This window comes from Nonomuraea cavernae, from assembly GCF_040655715.1.
GTDB classification, from domain to species: Bacteria; Actinomycetota; Actinomycetes; order Streptosporangiales; family Streptosporangiaceae; genus Nonomuraea; species Nonomuraea cavernae_A.
This window is the reverse complement of the sequence record NZ_JBFAKL010000018.1, coordinates 93598-110719: the sequence shown is the minus strand read 5'-3', so window position 1 is coordinate 110719 and position 17122 is coordinate 93598. Positions and strand designations below refer to the sequence as shown.

Annotated in this window: 17 protein-coding genes; 9 read left to right on the top strand and 8 right to left on the bottom strand. The window is 71.0% G+C overall.

All coding sequences use genetic code 11. The annotated features are described in order from the left end of the window. Positions 1 to 111: 111 nt before the first annotated feature. Complete coding sequence (locus AB0I38_RS25325) at positions 112 to 642, bottom strand: HIT family protein (RefSeq protein ID WP_358472116.1); 531 nt, start codon at positions 640 to 642, stop codon at positions 112 to 114. An 84-nt stretch (positions 643 to 726) separates the two neighbouring features. On the opposite strand from AB0I38_RS25325, the gene AB0I38_RS25320 reads away from it, so the two are divergent. Together AB0I38_RS25320 and AB0I38_RS25315 are read left to right on the top strand one after the other, a co-directional pair. Next, the gene (locus AB0I38_RS25320) at positions 727 to 1290 is read left to right on the top strand and encodes an Asp23/Gls24 family envelope stress response protein (protein WP_358472114.1); all 564 of its coding nucleotides are present in this window, start codon (positions 727 to 729) and stop codon (positions 1288 to 1290) included. 359 nt (positions 1291 to 1649) lie between these two features. Then, complete coding sequence (locus tag AB0I38_RS25315; RefSeq protein WP_189125738.1) at positions 1650 to 1853, top strand: TM2 domain-containing protein; 204 nt, start codon at positions 1650 to 1652, stop codon at positions 1851 to 1853. Between the two features lie 50 nt (positions 1854 to 1903). Here the strand turns inward: AB0I38_RS25315 and thrS are convergent, their stop codons facing one another. From thrS to AB0I38_RS25300, 3 genes are read right to left on the bottom strand one after another with little or no spacing between them, the layout of a single operon-like run. Further along, the gene (thrS, locus tag AB0I38_RS25310; protein WP_358472112.1) at positions 1904 to 3871 is read right to left on the bottom strand and encodes a threonine--tRNA ligase; all 1968 of its coding nucleotides are present in this window, start codon (positions 3869 to 3871) and stop codon (positions 1904 to 1906) included. 42 nt (positions 3872 to 3913) lie between these two features. Continuing rightward, positions 3914 to 4510, bottom strand: coding sequence for a glycoside hydrolase family 25 protein (locus AB0I38_RS25305; RefSeq protein WP_358472110.1), 597 nt, complete (start codon positions 4508 to 4510; stop codon positions 3914 to 3916). A gap of 59 nt (positions 4511 to 4569) precedes the next feature. Continuing rightward, on the bottom strand, positions 4570 to 5463 hold the full coding sequence (locus AB0I38_RS25300) for a TIGR03564 family F420-dependent LLM class oxidoreductase (RefSeq protein ID WP_358472109.1): 894 nt from the start codon (positions 5461 to 5463) through the stop codon (positions 4570 to 4572). Positions 5464 to 5587: 124 nt separating this feature from the next. Between AB0I38_RS25300 and pgm the strand changes: the two genes are divergently transcribed. The 3 genes from pgm (at position 5588) to AB0I38_RS25285 (ending at position 9298) form a co-directional block, all read left to right on the top strand. After that, positions 5588 to 7216, top strand: a complete 1629-nt coding sequence (pgm, locus tag AB0I38_RS25295) for a phosphoglucomutase (alpha-D-glucose-1,6-bisphosphate-dependent) (RefSeq protein ID WP_358472107.1) — start codon at positions 5588 to 5590, stop codon at positions 7214 to 7216. 124 nt (positions 7217 to 7340) lie between these two features. After that, the gene (locus tag AB0I38_RS25290; protein ID WP_358472106.1) at positions 7341 to 8582 is read left to right on the top strand and encodes a hypothetical protein; all 1242 of its coding nucleotides are present in this window, start codon (positions 7341 to 7343) and stop codon (positions 8580 to 8582) included. Next, entirely contained in the window at positions 8579 to 9298 is a 720-nt protein-coding gene (locus AB0I38_RS25285; protein WP_358472104.1) for a DUF2786 domain-containing protein, read from the top strand. The genes AB0I38_RS25290 and AB0I38_RS25285 overlap by 4 nt, the downstream gene beginning before the upstream one ends. Before the next feature lie 96 nt (positions 9299 to 9394). Here the strand turns inward: AB0I38_RS25285 and AB0I38_RS25280 are convergent, their stop codons facing one another. Continuing rightward, positions 9395 to 10630 carry an alpha-hydroxy acid oxidase gene (locus AB0I38_RS25280; protein ID WP_358472102.1) on the bottom strand — a complete coding sequence of 412 codons (1236 nt, stop codon included), beginning with the start codon at positions 10628 to 10630 and terminating at the stop codon, positions 9395 to 9397. A gap of 50 nt (positions 10631 to 10680) precedes the next feature. Here AB0I38_RS25280 and AB0I38_RS25275 point away from each other — a divergent pair, with 50 nt between their 5' ends. Beyond that, positions 10681 to 11316 (top strand): HD domain-containing protein, encoded by a 636-nt coding sequence (locus AB0I38_RS25275; protein ID WP_358472100.1) that lies wholly within the window; start codon positions 10681 to 10683, stop codon positions 11314 to 11316. Here AB0I38_RS25275 and AB0I38_RS25270 read toward each other — a convergent pair. Genes AB0I38_RS25270 through AB0I38_RS25260 form a run of 3 tightly spaced genes read right to left on the bottom strand, consistent with a single transcriptional unit; the run spans position 11266 to position 13470 of the window. Further along, positions 11266 to 11529, bottom strand: a complete 264-nt coding sequence (locus AB0I38_RS25270) for a DUF4031 domain-containing protein (protein ID WP_358472098.1) — start codon at positions 11527 to 11529, stop codon at positions 11266 to 11268. The two genes, AB0I38_RS25275 and AB0I38_RS25270, sit on opposite strands and share 51 nt — an antisense overlap. Next, positions 11526 to 12281 carry an HAD family hydrolase gene (locus AB0I38_RS25265; protein WP_358472096.1) on the bottom strand — a complete coding sequence of 252 codons (756 nt, stop codon included), beginning with the start codon at positions 12279 to 12281 and terminating at the stop codon, positions 11526 to 11528. The genes AB0I38_RS25270 and AB0I38_RS25265 overlap by 4 nt, the downstream gene beginning before the upstream one ends. 19 nt (positions 12282 to 12300) lie before the next feature. After that, on the bottom strand, positions 12301 to 13470 hold the full coding sequence (locus AB0I38_RS25260) for a cytochrome P450 (RefSeq protein WP_358472094.1): 1170 nt from the start codon (positions 13468 to 13470) through the stop codon (positions 12301 to 12303). Positions 13471 to 14107: 637 nt separating this feature from the next. On the opposite strand from AB0I38_RS25260, the gene AB0I38_RS25255 reads away from it, so the two are divergent. The 3 genes from AB0I38_RS25255 to AB0I38_RS25245 all read left to right on the top strand — a co-directional run bounded on the left by AB0I38_RS25255 (position 14108) and on the right by AB0I38_RS25245 (position 17120). Beyond that, positions 14108 to 15085 carry a hypothetical protein gene (locus AB0I38_RS25255; RefSeq protein WP_358472092.1) on the top strand — a complete coding sequence of 326 codons (978 nt, stop codon included), beginning with the start codon at positions 14108 to 14110 and terminating at the stop codon, positions 15083 to 15085. 113 nt (positions 15086 to 15198) lie between these two features. Beyond that, positions 15199 to 15894, top strand: coding sequence for a DUF4142 domain-containing protein (locus AB0I38_RS25250; RefSeq protein WP_358472091.1), 696 nt, complete (start codon positions 15199 to 15201; stop codon positions 15892 to 15894). Between the two features lie 188 nt (positions 15895 to 16082). Then, entirely contained in the window at positions 16083 to 17120 is a 1038-nt protein-coding gene (locus AB0I38_RS25245; RefSeq protein WP_358472089.1) for a BMP family ABC transporter substrate-binding protein, read from the top strand. The last annotated feature ends 2 nt before the right edge of the window (positions 17121 to 17122 follow it).

The following is a 17122-nucleotide window of genomic DNA, read 5'->3' as shown; positions in this document are numbered from 1 at the left end:
CCAGAGCGGACCCGAGCCCTCAGCGGCCTCAAGAATCGTGCTCTCCTCGCCCTCGGCCTGATCGTGGCCTTCGCCGTGGTCCCCGCGCCCGGCTCGGGGGCCGCGGCCGGGTCAGGACCAGGCGTCGGCGAGTGCCTGGCGGGTGTCGCGCAGCAGCTCCGGCAGCACCTTGGTGCGGGCGACCACCGGCATGAAGTTGGTGTCGCCGCCCCATCTCGGCACCACGTGCTGGTGCAGATGGGCGGCGATGCCCGCGCCTGCCACGTGGCCGAGGTTCATGCCGACGTTGAATCCCTGCGCGCCGCCGGACTTGCGCAGCGCCCGCAGCGAACGCTGGGTGAACTGGCCCAGCTCCACGAGCTCCGCGGGGTCGAGTTCGTCGTAGTCGGACACGTGGCGGTAGGGCACGACCATCAGGTGGCCGGAGTTGTAGGGGTAGAGGTTGAGCACCGCGTACACGAGCTCGCCCCTGGCGACGATGAGGCCCTCCTCGTCGCTCATCTTGGGGATGACGTCGAACGGGCAGCCGTCATCGGGGCCTGTCCCGGTCGGTTTGTTCTCGCCCTTGATGTAGGCCATCCGATGCGGGGTCCACAGCCGCTGGAAGTTGTCGGGCTCCCCCGCTCCTGCCTGATCGTGCATATCTAGCAGCATAGGGCCCTGGCTTTCCGGACAAACGGGGTGCCCTTCCGGCACAATGCTCGGCATCGTCACGAGGAGGCAGCGATGTCCGACACCGTAGCCGAGCACTCCGCCCCAGCCGACGCGAACGCCCCGGACGTGGCCGATGTGGCCGACGGTGACGGCGAGACGACCGGCTCCTACGACCAGCCCGTCCCTCGCACCGCCCCGGCCCCCTTCCCGCTCTCCGCCGGGCAGTCCACCACCGATGCCCCGGTCGTCAAGGGCCGGATCAAGGTGGCCGACGAAGTGGTGGAGAAGGTGGCGGCGCTCGCCGCGCTGGAGGTGGCCGGGGTCGCCGACATGGGCGGCGACCTGGCCCGCGTTTTCGAGGCCGTACGCGATCGCATCGGCGTCGGCTCCCGGCGCGGCACCCAGGGCGTGAGCGCCGACATCCAGGACCGCCAGGTGGCCGTCGACCTCACCATCGTGGTCGAGTACGGCCACGTGGTGATGGAGGTGGCCTCGGAGGTCAAGAGCAACGTGGCCAGGAGCGTCAGCCGCATGCTGGGCATGCGGGTCACCGAGGTCAACGTCACGGTCGACGACGTCCGCCTGCCCGGCGAGGCCCGTCCCGTCGCGGAGCCGCCCGAACAGGACCCCTTCTAGACAAGGCCCTCCAGGGACGGCCTGCCCAGGGACGGCCTGCCCAGGGACGAGGTGCCCACGGACGACGGCCTCAGGGACCACGTGCTCAGGGAGGGCAGCTTCCAGGGAGGACGGCTCCATGGGATGACCGGCCTTTCCAGGAAGACAAAGCTGGCAGACGTCGCATTTCGCCTATCTAGCCACCGAGATCACGTTTAGCGATATTGGACGCATTGTCCAGACATAGCGCCGAATTGCTGACGAGCATGCCGGCGGGTTGCTAGGTTCAGGCGCTGCGGTGATCACCCCCGCAGTCCAAGCCGGCCGGGCGGCTTATGCGCGTCGCCCGGCCCACCTCCCGAAATCGAAAGGATCATTCCATGGCCAAGTCATGGCTCGTTGCCGTCTTGCTCTGCTTCTTCCTGGGCGCGCTCGGCGTGCACCGGTTCTACGTGGGCAAGATCGGCACCGGCATCCTGATGATCGTCACCCTGGGCGGCCTCGGCGTCTGGGTGCTGATCGACTTCATCATGATCCTGATCGGCAAGTTCAACGACAAGCAGGGACAGCCCCTGGCGAAGTGACGCGAGGTGCCGCGGAGCGGAACCCCCGCTCCGCGGCACGCGCGGGAAGGTCAGACCTGCGTACGGCGCTCGACCGCGTCGACGATCTCGGAGATCGCCTGGTCGACCGGCACGCCGTTCTTCTGATCGCCGCTGCGGTAGCGGAACGACACCGCGCCGTTGGCGATGTCGTCGTCGCCGGCCAGCAGCATGAAGGGGACCTTGGACTTCTGCGCGTTGCGGATCTTCTTCTGCATGCGGTCGTCGGCCGTGTCGACCTCGACCCTGATGCCGCGCTCGCGCAGCCGCTTGGCCACGTCCTGCAGGTAGGGGGCGTGGGCGTCGGCGATCGGGATGCCGACCACCTGCACCGGGGCCAGCCAGGGCGGGAAGGCGCCGGCGTAGTGCTCGGTGAGCACCCCGAGGAAGCGCTCGATCGAGCCGAACAACGCCCGGTGGATCATGACGGGCGTCTGGCGGCTGCCGTCGGCCGCCTGGTATTCGAGCTCGAACCGCTTGGGCTGGTTGAGGTCGAGCTGAATGGTGGACAGCTGCCAGGTGCGGCCGATGGCGTCCTTGGCCTGGACCGAGATCTTCGGCCCGTAGAAGGCGGCGCCGCCCGGGTCGTGCACCAGCTCCAGCCCGGACTCCTCGGCCGCCTGGCGCAGCGCCTCGGTGGCTTCGTCCCAGTCGGCCGGATCGCCGATGAACTTCTCGGACTCGTCGCGGGTGGACAGCTCCAGGTAGAACTCCGACAGGCCGAAGTCGCGCAGCACGCTCAGCACGAAGGCGAGCAGGCTCTTCAGCTCGCCGCCCATCTGCTCCCTGGTGCAGTAGATGTGCGAGTCGTCCTGCGTCATGCCGCGCACGCGGGTCAGGCCGTGCACCACGCCGGACTTCTCGTAGCGGTAGACGGAGCCGAACTCGCACAGCCGCAGCGGCAGCTCGCGGTAGGAGCGCCCGCGCGCCCGGAAGATCAGGTTGTGCATCGGGCAGTTCATCGGCTTGACGCGGTATTCGATGCCCTCCAGCTCGAAGGGCGGGAACATGTCCTCGGCGTACCACGGCAGGTGCCCGGAGGTCTCGAACAGCTGCGACTTGGTGATGTGCGGGGTGTTGACGAACTCGTAGCCCGCCTCGCCCTGCCGGCGGCGCATGTAGTCTTCCATCTCCTTGCGGATGATCCCGCCCTTGGGATGGAAGACCGGCAGCCCGCTGCCCAGCTCGGGCGGAAAGCTGAACAGGTCGAGCTCGGCGCCCAGCTTGCGGTGGTCGCGCTTCTCGGCCTCCTCCAGTAGCTTGAGGTATTCGTCCTGCTTGTCGCGCGACTCCCAGGCGGTGCCGTAGATGCGTTGCAGCTGGGGGTTCTTCTCGCTGCCGCGCCAGTAGGCGCCGCCGGTGCGCATCAGCTTGAACGCCGGGATGGACCGGGTGGACGGCACGTGCGGGCCGCGGCACAGGTCCTTCCAGCACAGCTCGCCGGACTTGGGGTCGAGGTTGTCGTAGATGGTCAGCTGACCCTCGCCGACCTCCACGCTCTCCTCGGCGTCGGCGCCACCGCCCTTGAGCCCGATCAGCTCCAGTTTGTACGGCTCGCCGGCCAGCTCCTCGCGGGCCTCGTCGTCGCTGACGGCCCGGCGGGAGAACAGCTGCCCCTGCTTGACGATCTCGCGCATGCGCTTCTCGACCCGCTTGAGATCGTCGGGGTGGAACGGCTGCGCCACGTCGAAGTCGTAGTAGAAGCCGTTGTCGACCGGCGGGCCGATGCCCAGCCTGGCCTCGGGGAACAGCTCCTGCACCGCCTGCGCCATGACGTGGGCGGTGGAGTGGCGGACGATCGCCCTGCCCTCGTCGCTGGAGACCTCGATCGGCTCCACCACGTCGCCGTCGGCGAGCGGGGCGGCCAGGTCGCGCGGCTCGCCGTTGACCCGGGCGGCGATGACGGAGCGGCCGTCGGCCTGGAGCGCGTCACCGGCCGTCGTGCCGGCCGCCACCACACGCTCGGCTCCGGCGAGGGTGATGCGTAGCTCGGCTGACACGGTGACTCCCTGGGGTCGATTCGTCGATGGTGGTTATCGATGCTATCGCTTGTGAAACCCCAACCTGGTCAGTGCTTGGCGGGTCCCGTCGAAGACGTTGCGGTCGACGGGCCTGTTGGAATATTGGTGGATCGTCCACTCGGTCCACGGCCCCGGCACCATGGGGTCGCCGCCTGGCTGGTCGGGGCTCGCGATCCACAGCGGATACTCGCCGAGGCCCGCGCAGGCGCCCGATCGGGCGAAGGACTGGTAGGTGTAGACGAGCGGCCGCAGTCCGCCGTGCCGCTCGACGTAGTGGCACCAGCGGCGGGCGTGCCGGGCGACCTGTTCGGGCCGCAGCCCGTCGGTCGTCTCCAGGTCGATCGCGACCAGGTCGCCGCGGCGCAGCCCGCCGGCCAGGGTGATCGTGCGCAGGAAGTTGCGCGCTCCCTCGACGGGGTCTCCCTTGGGGCGGGCGAAGTGGTAGGCGCCGCAGACGATCCAGTTCGCCCGCATGCCCTCCCAGTTGCGGGCGAAGAAGCGATCGACGTAGTCGCCGCCCTCGGTCGCCTTGGCGAAGGCGAAGGCGACCCCGGCCCGGGCGTGCGCCGACCAGTCAACGGAGCCCTGCCAGTTGGACACGTCTATGCCTTGCAGCAAGCGCTTCACCTTGCGGGAGTTTATTCGGATGCCTCCCGGTCAGGCCCCCGACTCGCCGGTCAGAGCAGTTGCTTCAGCAGCTCCCTGGTGCGCTCCCGCTTGGAGTAGGGGGCGGCCACGAAGTCGGTGACCCCGGCCTTGGCCAGCGTGTCGATCTGGGCGCGCACGCTCTCCTCGTCGCCGACGATCGCCACGTCCCCGGGGCCGGCCGCGCCCTCCCGGTCGAGCATGGCCCGGTAGGAGGGCAGCTGCCCGTACATCGCGAAGACCTCCGCGGCGCGCGCCCTGGCGGCGGCAGGGTCGTCGGTGACGCAGATCGGCAGCGTGCAGACGATGCGCGGCCGGCCGCGCCCGGCCTCCTCGGCGGCGGCGGTGATGGCGGGCGCGATGTGCTCGGCGACCGTCCTGGGGCCGGTCATCCAGAGGATGGTGCCGTCGGCCTTGGCGCCGGCCAGCTTGAGCATGCGCGGGGCCAGGGCGGCGATCAGCACCTGCGGGCCGGCGCCGGGCGTGCTGAGCCGGATGTCGGCCTTGAGGGTCTCGCCCTCGGCTCGGACGTGCTCGCCGCGGATCGCGGGCAGCAGGATGTCGAGGTATTCCTTCATGTGCCTGGCGGGCCGGTCGAAGCTGTAGCCGAACATGTTCTCGATCACGATCTGGTGGGACAGGCCGATGCCGAGCGTGAGCCGCCCGCCGAGCGCCGCGTTGACCGTCATCGCCTGCTGGGCGAGCGCGGCCGGGTGGCGCGGGTAGGTCGGGACGACGCCGGTGCCGAGCTCGATCCCCGGCGCCTGGCTGCCGGCGACGGCCAGCGCGGTGAGGGCGTCGAGACCGAAGATGTGCGACATCCAGCCGGACGCGAAGCCGTCGGCGTGCGCGGCGGCGATGGCGTCGCGCAGTTCGCTGAACGGCTCGGAGCCCGTGGGCTCGTTGAGCATCAGTCCGATTCGCATGGCCACCGAACTCCATTCTAATTTTGGGGTCACGGTGAGTCTAACCACGGCCAGGGTGGTAACCCCAGCCCGACACGGCGATCTCCGTCGGGCCTCGCGAAACGCGCTTTGTAGGGTGGGACCCATGAGCAACGAGCGCGCCGGACAGCCGGCCCGGCCAGCCGACCTGGTCGACGTCCCCAGGCTGGTCACGGCCTACTACGCGCTCCACCCCGATCCGGGCGAGGTGGGCCAGCGGGTGGCGTTCGGCACCTCCGGGCACCGGGGGTCGTCGCTCGACACCGCGTTCAACGAGGACCACATCCTGGCCACGAGCCAGGCGATCTGCGAATACCGCGCCGCGCGGGGCACCGACGGGCCGCTGTTCCTGGGCGCCGACACGCACGCGCTGTCCGAGCCCGCCCGCGTGTCGGCGCTGGAGGTGTTCGCGGCCAACGACGTGAGCGTGGTCGTCGACTCGCGTGACGGCTACACGCCGACCCCGGCCGTCTCGCACGCCATCCTCACCCACAACCGCGGCCGCGAGTCCGGGCTCGCCGACGGCGTGGTGGTCACGCCCTCGCACAACCCGCCGCGTGACGGGGGCTTCAAGTACAACCCGCCGGACGGCGGACCGGCCGGCACCGAGGCCACGACGTGGATCCAGGACCGCGCCAACGAGCTGCTGGCGGCCGGCCTCGCGGGCGTGCGCCGCGTCCCCTACGCCAGGGCGCTGCGGGCTGCGGGCCGCCACGACTTCCTCGGCCGTTACGTCGACGATCTGCCCTCGGTGGTCGATCTCGACGCGATCCGGTCGGCCGGGGTGCGCATCGGGGCCGACCCGCTGGGCGGGGCCGCTGTGGCCTACTGGGGGGAGATCGCCGAGCGGCACCGGCTCGACCTGACCGTGGTCAACCCGTTGGTGGACCCGACGTGGCGGTTCATGACGCTCGACTGGGACGGCAAGATCCGGATGGACTGCTCGTCGCCGTACGCGATGGCCTCCCTGATCTCCGGCCGCGACACCTATGACATCGCCACGGGCAACGACGCCGACTCCGACCGGCACGGCATCGTGACGCCCGACGGGCTGATGAACCCCAACCACTACCTGGCCGTGGCGATCTCCTACCTCTACGCGCACCGTGACGGCTGGCCCGCCGGGGCCGGGGTGGGCAAGACGATGGTCAGCAGCCGGATCATCGACCTGGTGACCGAGTCGCTGGGCCGTCGGCTGTACGAGGTGCCGGTCGGGTTCAAGTGGTTCGTGCCCGGGCTGCTCGACGGCTCGCTGGGCTTCGGCGGCGAGGAGAGCGCCGGGGCGTCGTTCCTGCGCCGCGACGGCTCGGTGTGGACCACCGACAAGGACGGCATCATCCTGGCGCTGCTGGCCTCGGAGATCCTGGCCGTCACGGGCGAGTCGCCGAGCGCCCGCTACCGCGACCTGACGGCCCGCTTCGGCGAGCCCGCCTACGCCCGGGTCGACGCGCCGGCCAGTCGCGAGGAGAAGGCGGTGCTCGCGCGCCTGTCGGCCGAGCAGGTGACCGCGACCAGCCTGGCGGGCGAGCCGATCACCTCGGTCCTGACGTCGGCGCCGGGCAACGGGGCTCCGCTGGGCGGGGTCAGGGTGTCCACGCGCAGCGCCTGGTTCGCGGCCCGGCCGTCGGGGACCGAGGACGTGTACAAGATCTACGCCGAGTCGTTCCGGGGTCCGGAGCATCTGGCGAAGGTGCAGGAGGAGGCGCGGTCCCTCGTTTCAGCCGCCTTGGGATGAAAAACGAGTGCGATAAAGCTGGGCAAAACGGGGCTGGAGCGGCTGTTTGGCATACAAGATGCCAACATTCTGCAATGATCTCGTCGTTATACAGCCGGAGTTCGATCCTCACGGATAGTGACTGATGCCCACATTCGACGAAATAGCCGCCTTCGTCACCGAGAAGCCGTTCGCCACCGCTGTCATCGCCCTGCTGGGCCTGGCCTCGCTCGTGCTCGCGTTCCTGTTGCTCAGGGTCACCTGGCGGGCCGGGGCCTTCCTGTTCACCCGCTACGTCGCCCCCCGTCCCATCGAGGACGTGCTCACCATCGTGGCCGCGTCCATCGCTACGGGCGTGTCCGCGCAGGGCATGTGGCGCTTCTCCGGCGACGTGCTCGGGCTCGACGGCCCGCTGCGGCTGCTGCTGTTCGCGTTCATCGAGGTCGCGATCATCACCTCGGCCGTACGGGCCCGCCGCAACATGCGGGAGAACTTCTCCGCCGGCATCGACGGCATCGCCGTGTGGGCGCTGACCTGCCTGACCGCGGTGCTGTCCAGCATGGACGCGCGCAGCCTGCCCGAGGCGCTGTTCCGGCTCGCGGCGCCGCTCGTGGCCGCCTGGCTGTGGGAGCGCGGCATGGCCATCGAGCGCCACCGCATCAGGGGCACCGGCCGCATCAACTGGAGGCTCACCCCCGAGCGGCTGATGGTGCGGATGGGCCTGGCCGAGGTGAGCGACCGCACCGCGAGCGAGGTCGACGCGCACCGGCGGCTCACCCGTGTCGCGCTGGCCGCCAAGAAGGCCAAGGCGCTGCGCGAGGGCGGCGCCCCCGAGCGCAAGATGCGCGCCGCGCTGGCCCGGCTGGACAAGGCCATGGACCAGGCGGTCGAGCACACCGGCCTGGCCGTCGACCCGGGCCGCCAGGAGGCGCTGCTGGCCCAGATCGCCGCCCTCTACAACACCTCCGCGCTCATCGACGCCGACCCGCGCGTGCCCTGGGAGCCCCACGCCGACCACCACCCGGTGCCGGCCCGCCCGGCGCTGCCCCCGGCACTCGCCGAGCTGGTGGACGACGAGGACGAGGACGTCGAGGTGCTCGACACGACCCCGCAGGTCGTCGACACCGCCCAGCGGGCGGCGCTGATGCGGGCCGCGCGCGACTACTGGGACCGGCAGATCGCCAAGGGCATCGTGCCGCGCACGGTCGACATCGCCCAGGAGATCGGCCTCTCGCTGTCCGCGGCCCGCGAGTATCGCGCGCTGTGGAAGCTGGAGCCCGCCGCCCACGCCCTCATCGAGGCCCTGTACCACCAGCACGGCATCGTCGACACCGGCGCCTTCCCGGCCATCGCCGACGACGGGCGGGTGCTGACCAAGTCCCGATGAGGGAGCGCACACTCGAACGGGTCAGGAAACTGCTGGCCAAGGCCGAGCGCACCGACAACGAGCATGAGCGGGCCACGTTCATGGCGGCGGCGTCGGCCCTGATGGCCAAGCACGGCATCGACACCCTCGACCCCGGCCCCGGCTCGGGCCGTCAGGTCCCCGGCGACCGGATCGTGACGCTGAGCGCCCCCTGGGCCAGGGAGAAGGCCCGGCTGGTGAGCCTGGTGGCGCAGGCGGTGCGCTGCCGTCCGCTGCTCATCGGCGCGCTCCCTGGAGACGGCGGCGGGCAGCGGGTGCACGTCTTCGGCTTCGCCGCCGACCTGGAACGCGCCGACGTCCTGGCGACGTCGCTGCTGCTGCAGATGGCCTCCGGCCTGGCCGGGGTACGCCCGCCGCGGGACGCGGCCTCGGCCCGGGCCTACCGACGGTCGTGGCTGCTCGGCTTCGCGGACGAGGTGTACCGGCTGCTGTGCGACGCCGAGAGGCGAGCGGAGGCCGAGGCGCCCGTGGCGGGTACCGCGCTGGTGCTGGCCGACCGGCGGGCGGAGGTGGAGCGGGCGGTGACGGCCCGCTATCCGAGGGTGCGGATGAGCGTCCCGCGCACCAGCGGCACCGGCTACCGGGACGGGGTGTCCGCGGGGCGGCGGGCCGACCTCGGACGCACCAGGATGGGCCCGGCGCAGGACGCTCCGGAGGCGCTGGCCGGCAGCTCGTGAAGACGGCGCCCGCAAGGGCGCCCCGGCGGTGCTCCAAACGCGGGCGGACCAGGTCGGGGCCGAGGTCAACGCAAGCGGACCAGGTCGGGGCCGAGGTCAACGCAAGCGGACCAGGTCGGGGCCGAGGTCGCCGACGCCGCCCGCGCCCAGCAGCCGCAACGTTCGGACGAGCTCGGCGCGAAGCAGCGACAGCACCCGGTCGACGCCCGCCTCGCCGCCGGCCATCAGGCCGTACAGGTAGGCCCTGCCGACGAAGCAGGCCCGCGCGCCGAGCGCTACCGCGGCCGCCACGTCGGCGCCGCTGCGCACGCCGCCGTCGAGGAACACCTCGGTGCGGTCGCCGACCGCATCCACGACACCGGGCAGCAGTTCCAGCGGGGTCGCGGCGCGGTCGAGCTGGCGTCCGCCGTGGTTGGAGACGACCAGGCCGTCGACGCCGGCGGTGGCCAGGTCCTTGGCGTCGTCGATCCGCTGCACGCCCTTGACCAGCAGCGGCCCCGGCCAGACGGAGCGGACCCACTCCAGGTCGCGCAGCGTCACCGTGGGGTCGAACATCAGGTTGGTGATCCCGGCCAGGTCGTCGGGGGCGCCCTCGACGGTGGCGAAACTGAGCGGCTCGCTGGTGAGGAAGTCGAACCACCAGGCCGGGCGGAGCGCCGCCTGCAGGACGCCGCGCCAGCGCAGCGACGGCGGCATCGTCATGCCGTGACGCACGTCGCGCAGCCGCGCCCCGGCGACCGGCACGTCGACGGTGACGACGAGCACGTCCATGCCGGCCTCGCGGGCCGCGTCGAGCGTCTCACGGCTGCGCCCGCGGTCACGGACCACGTAGAGCTGGAACCAGTTCCAGCCGCTGGGCGCCGCCCCCGTGACGTCGCGAGCGCTCGTGGTGCCCATCGTGGACAGGGTGTACGGCACGCCCGCCCTGGCCGCCGCCCGCGCGACGGCGCGCTCCCCCTCGCGGTGCATCATCCGGGTGAACCCGGTCGGCGCGAGGACCACCGGCATGGCGACGCGCCTGCCCAGGAGCTCGGTTCCGGTGGGAGCCTCGGCCACATCGCGCAGCACGCGGGGCCGGAACTCCACCCTGGCGAACGCCTCGACCGACCTGGCCAGCGACAGCTCCGACTCGGCCGCGCCGTCCACGTAGTCGAACACCACGCGCGGGGCCCGCCGCCGGGCCAGCCGCCGGATGTCGCCCAGGTCGGCGGCCGCCGCGAGCCGCCGCTCGCGCGACGGGAGCAGGTGCGGGCGGGCGGGCAGCACGGCCCGCAGTTCCCGCCAGCGAGGCAGGCGCCGAGGGTCGTCCGATTCATGCTCGATGACCTTCACGCTAGCAACCCATGACCCCCGCGTCGCGCTGCGGCTCTATCGTGGGGGCCATGCTGACGAGCTGGCGCGCGGTCGCGGGGCGGTCGCGGGCGGCCGAGGCGGTGGGGGCCGAGCTGGTCGCCCGCTGGTCGGAGCCGCACCGGCGCTACCACACGCTGGAGCACCTGGCCGCCGTGCTCACCGCGATCGACCGGCTGGCGGGCGCCGCCGGCGACCCGGCGGCGGTGCGGCTGGCCGCCTGGTTCCACGACGCCGTCTACGACGGCCGGCCCGGCCGCGACGAGGAGCGCAGCGCCCAGCTGGCCGAGTCGGCACTCCCCCGCTGCGGCGTGCCGGCCGCCCGGGTCGCCGAGGTGGCCCGGCTGGTGCGGCTGACGGCCGCGCACGACCGGCTGGTCCCGGGCGACCACGACGGCGAGGTGCTGTGCGACGCCGACCTGGCGGTGCTGGCCGGGCCCGGCTACGACGACTACGCGGCCAGGATCCGGCAGGAGTACGCGCACGTGCCCGCCGAGCTGTTCAGGCGGGGGCGGGCCGAGGTGCTGCGCAGGCTGCTGGCCACGCCGCGGCTCTACCGCACCCCCGAGGCGTACACGCTGTGGGAGGCGGCGGCCCGGGCCAACCTGGGCGGCGAGCTAGCGGCGCTTGCGGCGCCGCAGCCCGGCGGCGATCAGGCGGTGCAATAGTTCGCGCGAGCTGACCGCCTCTGCCCCCAGGTCGACCGCCATCCGGTGGACGGTCTCGGGCACGTCGTAGTGGTCGCGGTCGAAGGCCCGCACCGGCATGCCGAGCCGCCCGGCGAAGGCGTGCAGCTCGTCCAGGGAGTGGTCGCTGACCAGGTGCGACCACATGAGATCGCGCGGCCCCGGCCAGTGCGGAGGATCGATGAGCACCGTCACGATGTCAAGGGTAGGACCCTGCCGCGCACGGCGAGCTCGCCGAGATCGGTGACCACCAGGTCGGCGCCGTGTTCGCGCAGCTCCGCGGCGGCGCCGTCCTTGTCGACGGCGATCACCAGGCCGAAGCCGCCCTTCCGCCCGGCCTCGATGCCCGGCAGGGCCGCCTCCACCACGGCCGCCCTGGCCGCGGGCAGGGCCAGCCGGCGGACCGCCTCCAGGAACAGCGCCGGGTCGGGTTTGCCCGGCAGCCGCATCAGGGCCGCGTCGTTGCCGTCGACCAGCAGGTCGAACAGGTGGGCCACGCCCGCCGAGGTGACCAGTCTGCGGGCGTGCAGGCTGGCCGAGACACCGGCGACGCGCGCGCCCCGGCGGCGCAGTTCGTAGAGGAGCGCCACGGTGGCCGGGAACGCCGCCACGCCGTACTTGTCCACCTGGGCCATGAAGACGCGGTCCTTGGCCAGGCCGAGGCCGTGGACGGTGGGCGCGCCCGGCTCGTCGTCGGGGCCGCCCTCGGGCAGGTCGATGCCGCGTGAGGCCAGGAAGGTGCGGACACCGTCGAGGCGTGGCCGCCCGTCGACATGCTGGAGGTAGTCGGCCCTGATGTCGAAGGCGGCGGCGGAGCGGCCGCGCAGGAAGGCGTCGAACACGTGTTTCCAGGCGGCCGCATGCCCTCGGGCGGTATCGGTCACCACACCGTCGGTGTCGAACACGACGGCGCTGATCGTGGTCAGGTCGATGGCGGGCTCGTTCACACTTGTGAACGTAGCCGGATTACCAGGCGACGGGTAGCTTCTCGACGCCGTAGACGATGGACAGCGGCCGGAACGGCACCTCGCCCGCGACGTGGAGGTCGGGGAAACGGCGCAGCAGCGCGGGGAAGGCGATGCGCATCTCCATCTGGGCCAGCGGCGCGCCGACACACCGGTGGATCCCGTGGCCGAACGACAGGTGCGAGCCCACCGTGGCGCGATAGGGCTTGACCTCGTCCATGTCGTCGCCCAGGCTGGGGTCGCGGTTGGCGGCGGCGAGCGAGCAGAGCACCAACTCGCCCTTCCTGATGGGCTGCCCCTCCAGCTCCAGGTCCTCGCGGGCGAAGCGCGGGAACGCCACCTGCACGACCGTCATGTAGCGCAGTAGCTCCTCGACCACCTCGACGACGTAGCCGTCGACCTCGCGGACCTTGGCCGCCTGCTCGGGGTTCTCCAACATCCAGAGGGTGCCGAGCGCGAGCATGCTGGTGCTGGTGTCGTGGCCGCCGGTCAGGATGCCGTCGGCCATGCTGGCCAGGATCCGGTCGTCGAGCTCGTCACCGTGGTCGCGCAGCAGCTGGCCGAGCAGCCCGTCGCCAGGGTTCAGCCGCTCGCGGGCGACGAGGTCGATGAGGTAGGTCGTCGCGTCGTTGATCGCCTGCAGCGACGCCTCGGGCCCGGCCGTGAAGTCGAAGCGGTCGACGCTGAGCTTCATGAAGTCGGCCCGCTCCTCGTACGGCACGCCGAGCAGTTCGCAGACCACGAGCGACGGGATGGGCAGCGCGAACGACTCCACCAGGTCGGCCGGGGGGCCCTTGGCCTCCATCTTGTCCAGATATTCCTCGACCATGGCCTCGATGCGCGGCTCCAGCCTGCGCAGCCTGCGCATGGTGAACTCGGGCGTGAGGTACTTGCGCAGCCTGGTGTGCTCGGGCGGGTCGCGGAAGCCGAGGCCGCCCGGGTCATCCTGGTTGGAGCCCAACCCGATCACGTTGCCGAAGTCGTTGCTGAAGCGCTCGTGGTCGCCGAGCACGGCCCGCACATCGTGGTAGCGGGTGACCAGATAGGCCGTTTGGCCTCCGGGGATCGGCATCGGGAAGATCGGCTGCTCGGTTCGGATGCGAGCGAGCTCCGCCACCGGATCGAAGCCCTCCCGCATGAACTGGACGAGGGGGAACTCTGAATCTGACATCACAATCCGTCCTGCTGAGGTACAGCACACCTAACGGGATAAATCCCTCCACAGATGGTCCCATCTGGACGGACGAGCTCTGGCCAGTGTCAGCCGGGCACGGGCGTCCTGGTCACCTTGCCGGGCGGCGGGACCGGGGGGCTCTCCCGGGCCGAAGCCGGGGGGCCGGCCCATGGTGAGCATGCGTCGCCCGCGCGATCGCTTGCTCACAGGAGCCTCCTAGGCCGACCGGGTCCATTGTGCGCCACCACGGCCTTCGCCGCGATGCCTCACGGACACCGAATCCTCCGGCGCCCGGCCGACGGCGTCAGCGGGGCCGCCTCCCGCACGCCTTGCGGATGATCATTTCTGTACGCTGAGGACAATGACCATCATTCGATGCGCTGGGCTCCTGGTAGTCGGGGTGTCCCTGCTGGTCGCGTGCGTCACCGTCCCAGGGGCTCCCGCACCGAGCCAGAAGGGCGGCACGAGTGCTCCTCTGCCGGACTCGCCGGCGACGAACCCTACGGCCCGTACCGCACCGACCCGCCCGGCCACTGCTTCGGCGGCATGGAAGCGCATCGCGAGCCCCGAACCGGGCGACCGTGACACGGGACTGGTCGGCATCTCCGCGAGTGGACCTCGCGAGGCCTGGGCCGTGGGCTTCGAGGACGCCGCCGAGAACCGCATCGGTGAAACCGTGCTGCTGCGCTGGGACGGAAGCCGCTGGCGCAGGGCACCGAGACCGCGGGCAGCCAAGAATCCCGATGCCCTCCTGCACTCTGTCAGCGCCGAGCATCCGGACGACGTGTGGGTGACCGGCAGGGACCACACCGGTTCTGATCGTGCGTTCGTCTCGCACTGGGACGGGCGGCGCTGGATCGATCGACGCCCCTTCGGCGTGAGCGGGGAGCAGTTCTTGAGTGACGTGACAGCGACGGACGGCAGGGCGTGGTTCGCCGGGAGCGGCTCCACGGGAGCGATCGTCGTGGAGTGGGACGGTGACGAGTTCCATCTCCTTGACAGCGGCCTGGGTGATGAGGGAGCCGTCCTGAACTCGATCAGTGTCAAGGACGGGCACCTGTGGGCGGCCGGATTGGTGGGAGACGGTGAAAACCACCCACGCAAGCCGCTGATCTACCACCGCGTTCTCGGCAGAGAATCGACGGAGCAGCCCGAAACGCCGGAAATCCCGCTGGGAGCGCTGAATGGGATCTCGCAGGTCTCATCATCCGACGTGTGGGCGGTAGGCACCATCCACTCCCATGGCGACCACGGAAATCGCCCCTTGGTGATGCGCTGGGATGGCTCGAAGTGGTCTCGCGTGCAGGTGCCGATCACACGCGGAGAGTTGTACGACGTCGTCGCCTCCGGCACCGGCGACGTGTGGGTCGGCGGGATCGACGCCGACCATGCGGGCCAGGCGCTTTTCCTGCACTTCGACGGAACCGGCTGGACTCGGGAGTACAGCCCGCCGATGCGGACCGGAGCGTCCGTGGAAGACGAGGAAGACAATCGGATCAACCGGCTGGGCATCACCCGCGTCCCCGGTACGACCACCTTGTGGGCGGTCGGTTCGGCCGGCCCAGGAGTCTCCGACGGCCTCTCCGAGCAGCACTTCGTGCTTCGCCGCTGATCTGGGCGGTTCTTGCGCGCCGCCGTGAACCGCTCCGGCCGGTGCCGCGTATCTCCTGGTGACCACCAGTGGCTGGCTGGCCGCATCCGACCATCCGGAAGGGGCTGACGGCAGTGCGACCTCCACGTGGCCGTCCCGTTCTCATCACCGCCTGCGCCGCGCTCGTGGCCGTGGGCGCCTGCGGGCTCGGTCACCAGCCCACCGGCACGGCGAACGTCGTCACCGTGGGGACCGCCCCGCCCGCGACCAGCCTCCCGGACCTGGACCTCGACCCTCCCGCGGAGTCGGCGACGCCCACGGCCGGCGCCGAGGCCGACGACAGCACCTGGCAGTCCAAGTGGGGCCCGCTGTCGGCCGCCGACCGCGACCTGGTCAAGAAGGTACGGCTCGCCACCCTGTGGGAGATGACCATCGCCCAGCAGGCCATGCAACGCGGCGACAGCGCCCGGATCAGGACGATCAGTGAGGAGATCGCCGAGCAGCACCACGGGCTGGACGAGCAGGCCCGCGCCCTGGCCACCAAGCTGGAGATCCAGCTGCCGGTCAGGCCGACCGACACCCAGCAGGAATGGATGGCCGACATCTCCGGCCGGTCGGGCAGGTCGTACGACGTCACGTACGTGAAGTGGCTGCGGCTGGCGCACGGGCAGATCTTCGCGCTGATCGGCGCGGTGCGCGGCAGCACCCAGAACACGCTGATCCGGCGCTTCGCCGAAGCCTGCAACGCGGCGGTGCTGAACCATCAGCGCCTGCTGGAGAGCACCGGCCTGGCCGGCCCCGAGGCCTTCCCCACGCCCCCCAAGGTGTAGCCGGGTGGTTCGACCCCATTCCGCCACCTGGACCCGAGAGACATAGGCCCTATCACGGACCGTACGATATGGTCGTCCGAAATATGGCAAATCAGGTTGTTCCTGTCGGAAATGTGGAGATATACTCACCCACCAGGATGGACAGCCCCGGTGGTACACGCCCCCTCCGGCAGACAGAACCAGGAACCATGCGAATCACTCCAGCGCTCACCGCTGCCGCCGCGCTCCTCGCCCTCGCCGCGTGCGGCGGTCAGGATGCGGACAGCTCAGGCAGTTCCGCCGCCTCCGCCTCCTCCGACAAGTCGATCATCCTGATCACGCCCAACCCGGTGGGCACCAACAGCTTCCTCCTGCTCGGCGTCAAGGGCGCCGAGGCTGCCGCCAAGGAGATCGGCGCGTCCTTCAAGCTCTACGAGAGCAAGGACCCGACCAGCATCGCGCAGAACGTCGACGCGGCGGTCCGCGCCAAGCCGACCGTCATCGTGGGCATCAGCTTCTCCTTCGACGATGTGTTCAACACCGTGCCCAAGCAGCATCCGGAGCAGCAGTTCCTGCAGGTGGACTCCTGCGCCAAGGACCAGGCGGCCAACCTGGCGTGCGTGTCGTTCAAGGAGCACGAGGCGGCCTACCTCGCCGGCATCGAGGCGGGGTTGCTCACCAAGAGCGACAAGATCGGCGTCGTGGCGGCCATCGACTCGCCGTTCGTGCACCGGTGGATCGACCCGTTCTTCGCCGGCGCCACCTCGGTCAAGGCGAGCGTCACCGGCACCCCGCTCTACGTGGGCGGCAACAACCCGTTCAGCGACCCGGCGCGGGCCAAGTCGCAGACGCAGACGCTCACCGGGCGCGGCGCCGACATCGTCTCGGCCGCGGCCTCGGGCGGCAACCAGGGCGTCTTCGAGGCGGTCGCGGCCTCGGGCGCGAAGGCGTTCGGCGTGGACGTCAACCAGTGCGCGTCGAGCGCGGGCAACATCATCGACAACGTGCTCAAGCACGTGGACGTGGCCACGGTCGCCGCGATCAAGGAGATCGCCGAGGGCAAGACCGGCGGCGTCAAGGTCTACGGCCTAGCCGAGGGCGGCGTGGGCGTCAACGCGCTGGACGACGACGTGGCCTCCTCGGGATGCACCATCGCCGACAGCCCCGAGGTGATCTCCAAGGTCAAGCAGGCGCGTGACGACATCGTGGCCGGCAAGATCACCGTGGCCGACCCGCTCAAGGGCTAGGC

Bases quoted from the DNA above. Each gene is read 5' to 3' on its own strand.
- AB0I38_RS25325 (WP_358472116.1), bottom strand. From the start codon at position 642: ATGCACGATCAGGCAGGAGCGGGGGAGCCCGACAACTTCCAGCGGCTG.
- AB0I38_RS25320 (WP_358472114.1), top strand. From the start codon at position 727: ATGTCCGACACCGTAGCCGAGCACTCCGCCCCAGCCGACGCGAACGCC.
- AB0I38_RS25315 (WP_189125738.1), top strand. From the start codon at position 1,650: ATGGCCAAGTCATGGCTCGTTGCCGTCTTGCTCTGCTTCTTCCTGGGC.
- AB0I38_RS25300 (WP_358472109.1), bottom strand. From the start codon at position 5,463: ATGCGAATCGGACTGATGCTCAACGAGCCCACGGGCTCCGAGCCGTTC.
- pgm (WP_358472107.1), top strand. From the start codon at position 5,588: ATGAGCAACGAGCGCGCCGGACAGCCGGCCCGGCCAGCCGACCTGGTC.
- AB0I38_RS25290 (WP_358472106.1), top strand. From the start codon at position 7,341: ATGCCCACATTCGACGAAATAGCCGCCTTCGTCACCGAGAAGCCGTTC.
- AB0I38_RS25285 (WP_358472104.1), top strand. From the start codon at position 8,579: ATGAGGGAGCGCACACTCGAACGGGTCAGGAAACTGCTGGCCAAGGCC.
- AB0I38_RS25275 (WP_358472100.1), top strand. From the start codon at position 10,681: ATGCTGACGAGCTGGCGCGCGGTCGCGGGGCGGTCGCGGGCGGCCGAG.
- AB0I38_RS25260 (WP_358472094.1), bottom strand. From the start codon at position 13,470: ATGTCAGATTCAGAGTTCCCCCTCGTCCAGTTCATGCGGGAGGGCTTC.
- AB0I38_RS25245 (WP_358472089.1), top strand. From the start codon at position 16,083: ATGCGAATCACTCCAGCGCTCACCGCTGCCGCCGCGCTCCTCGCCCTC.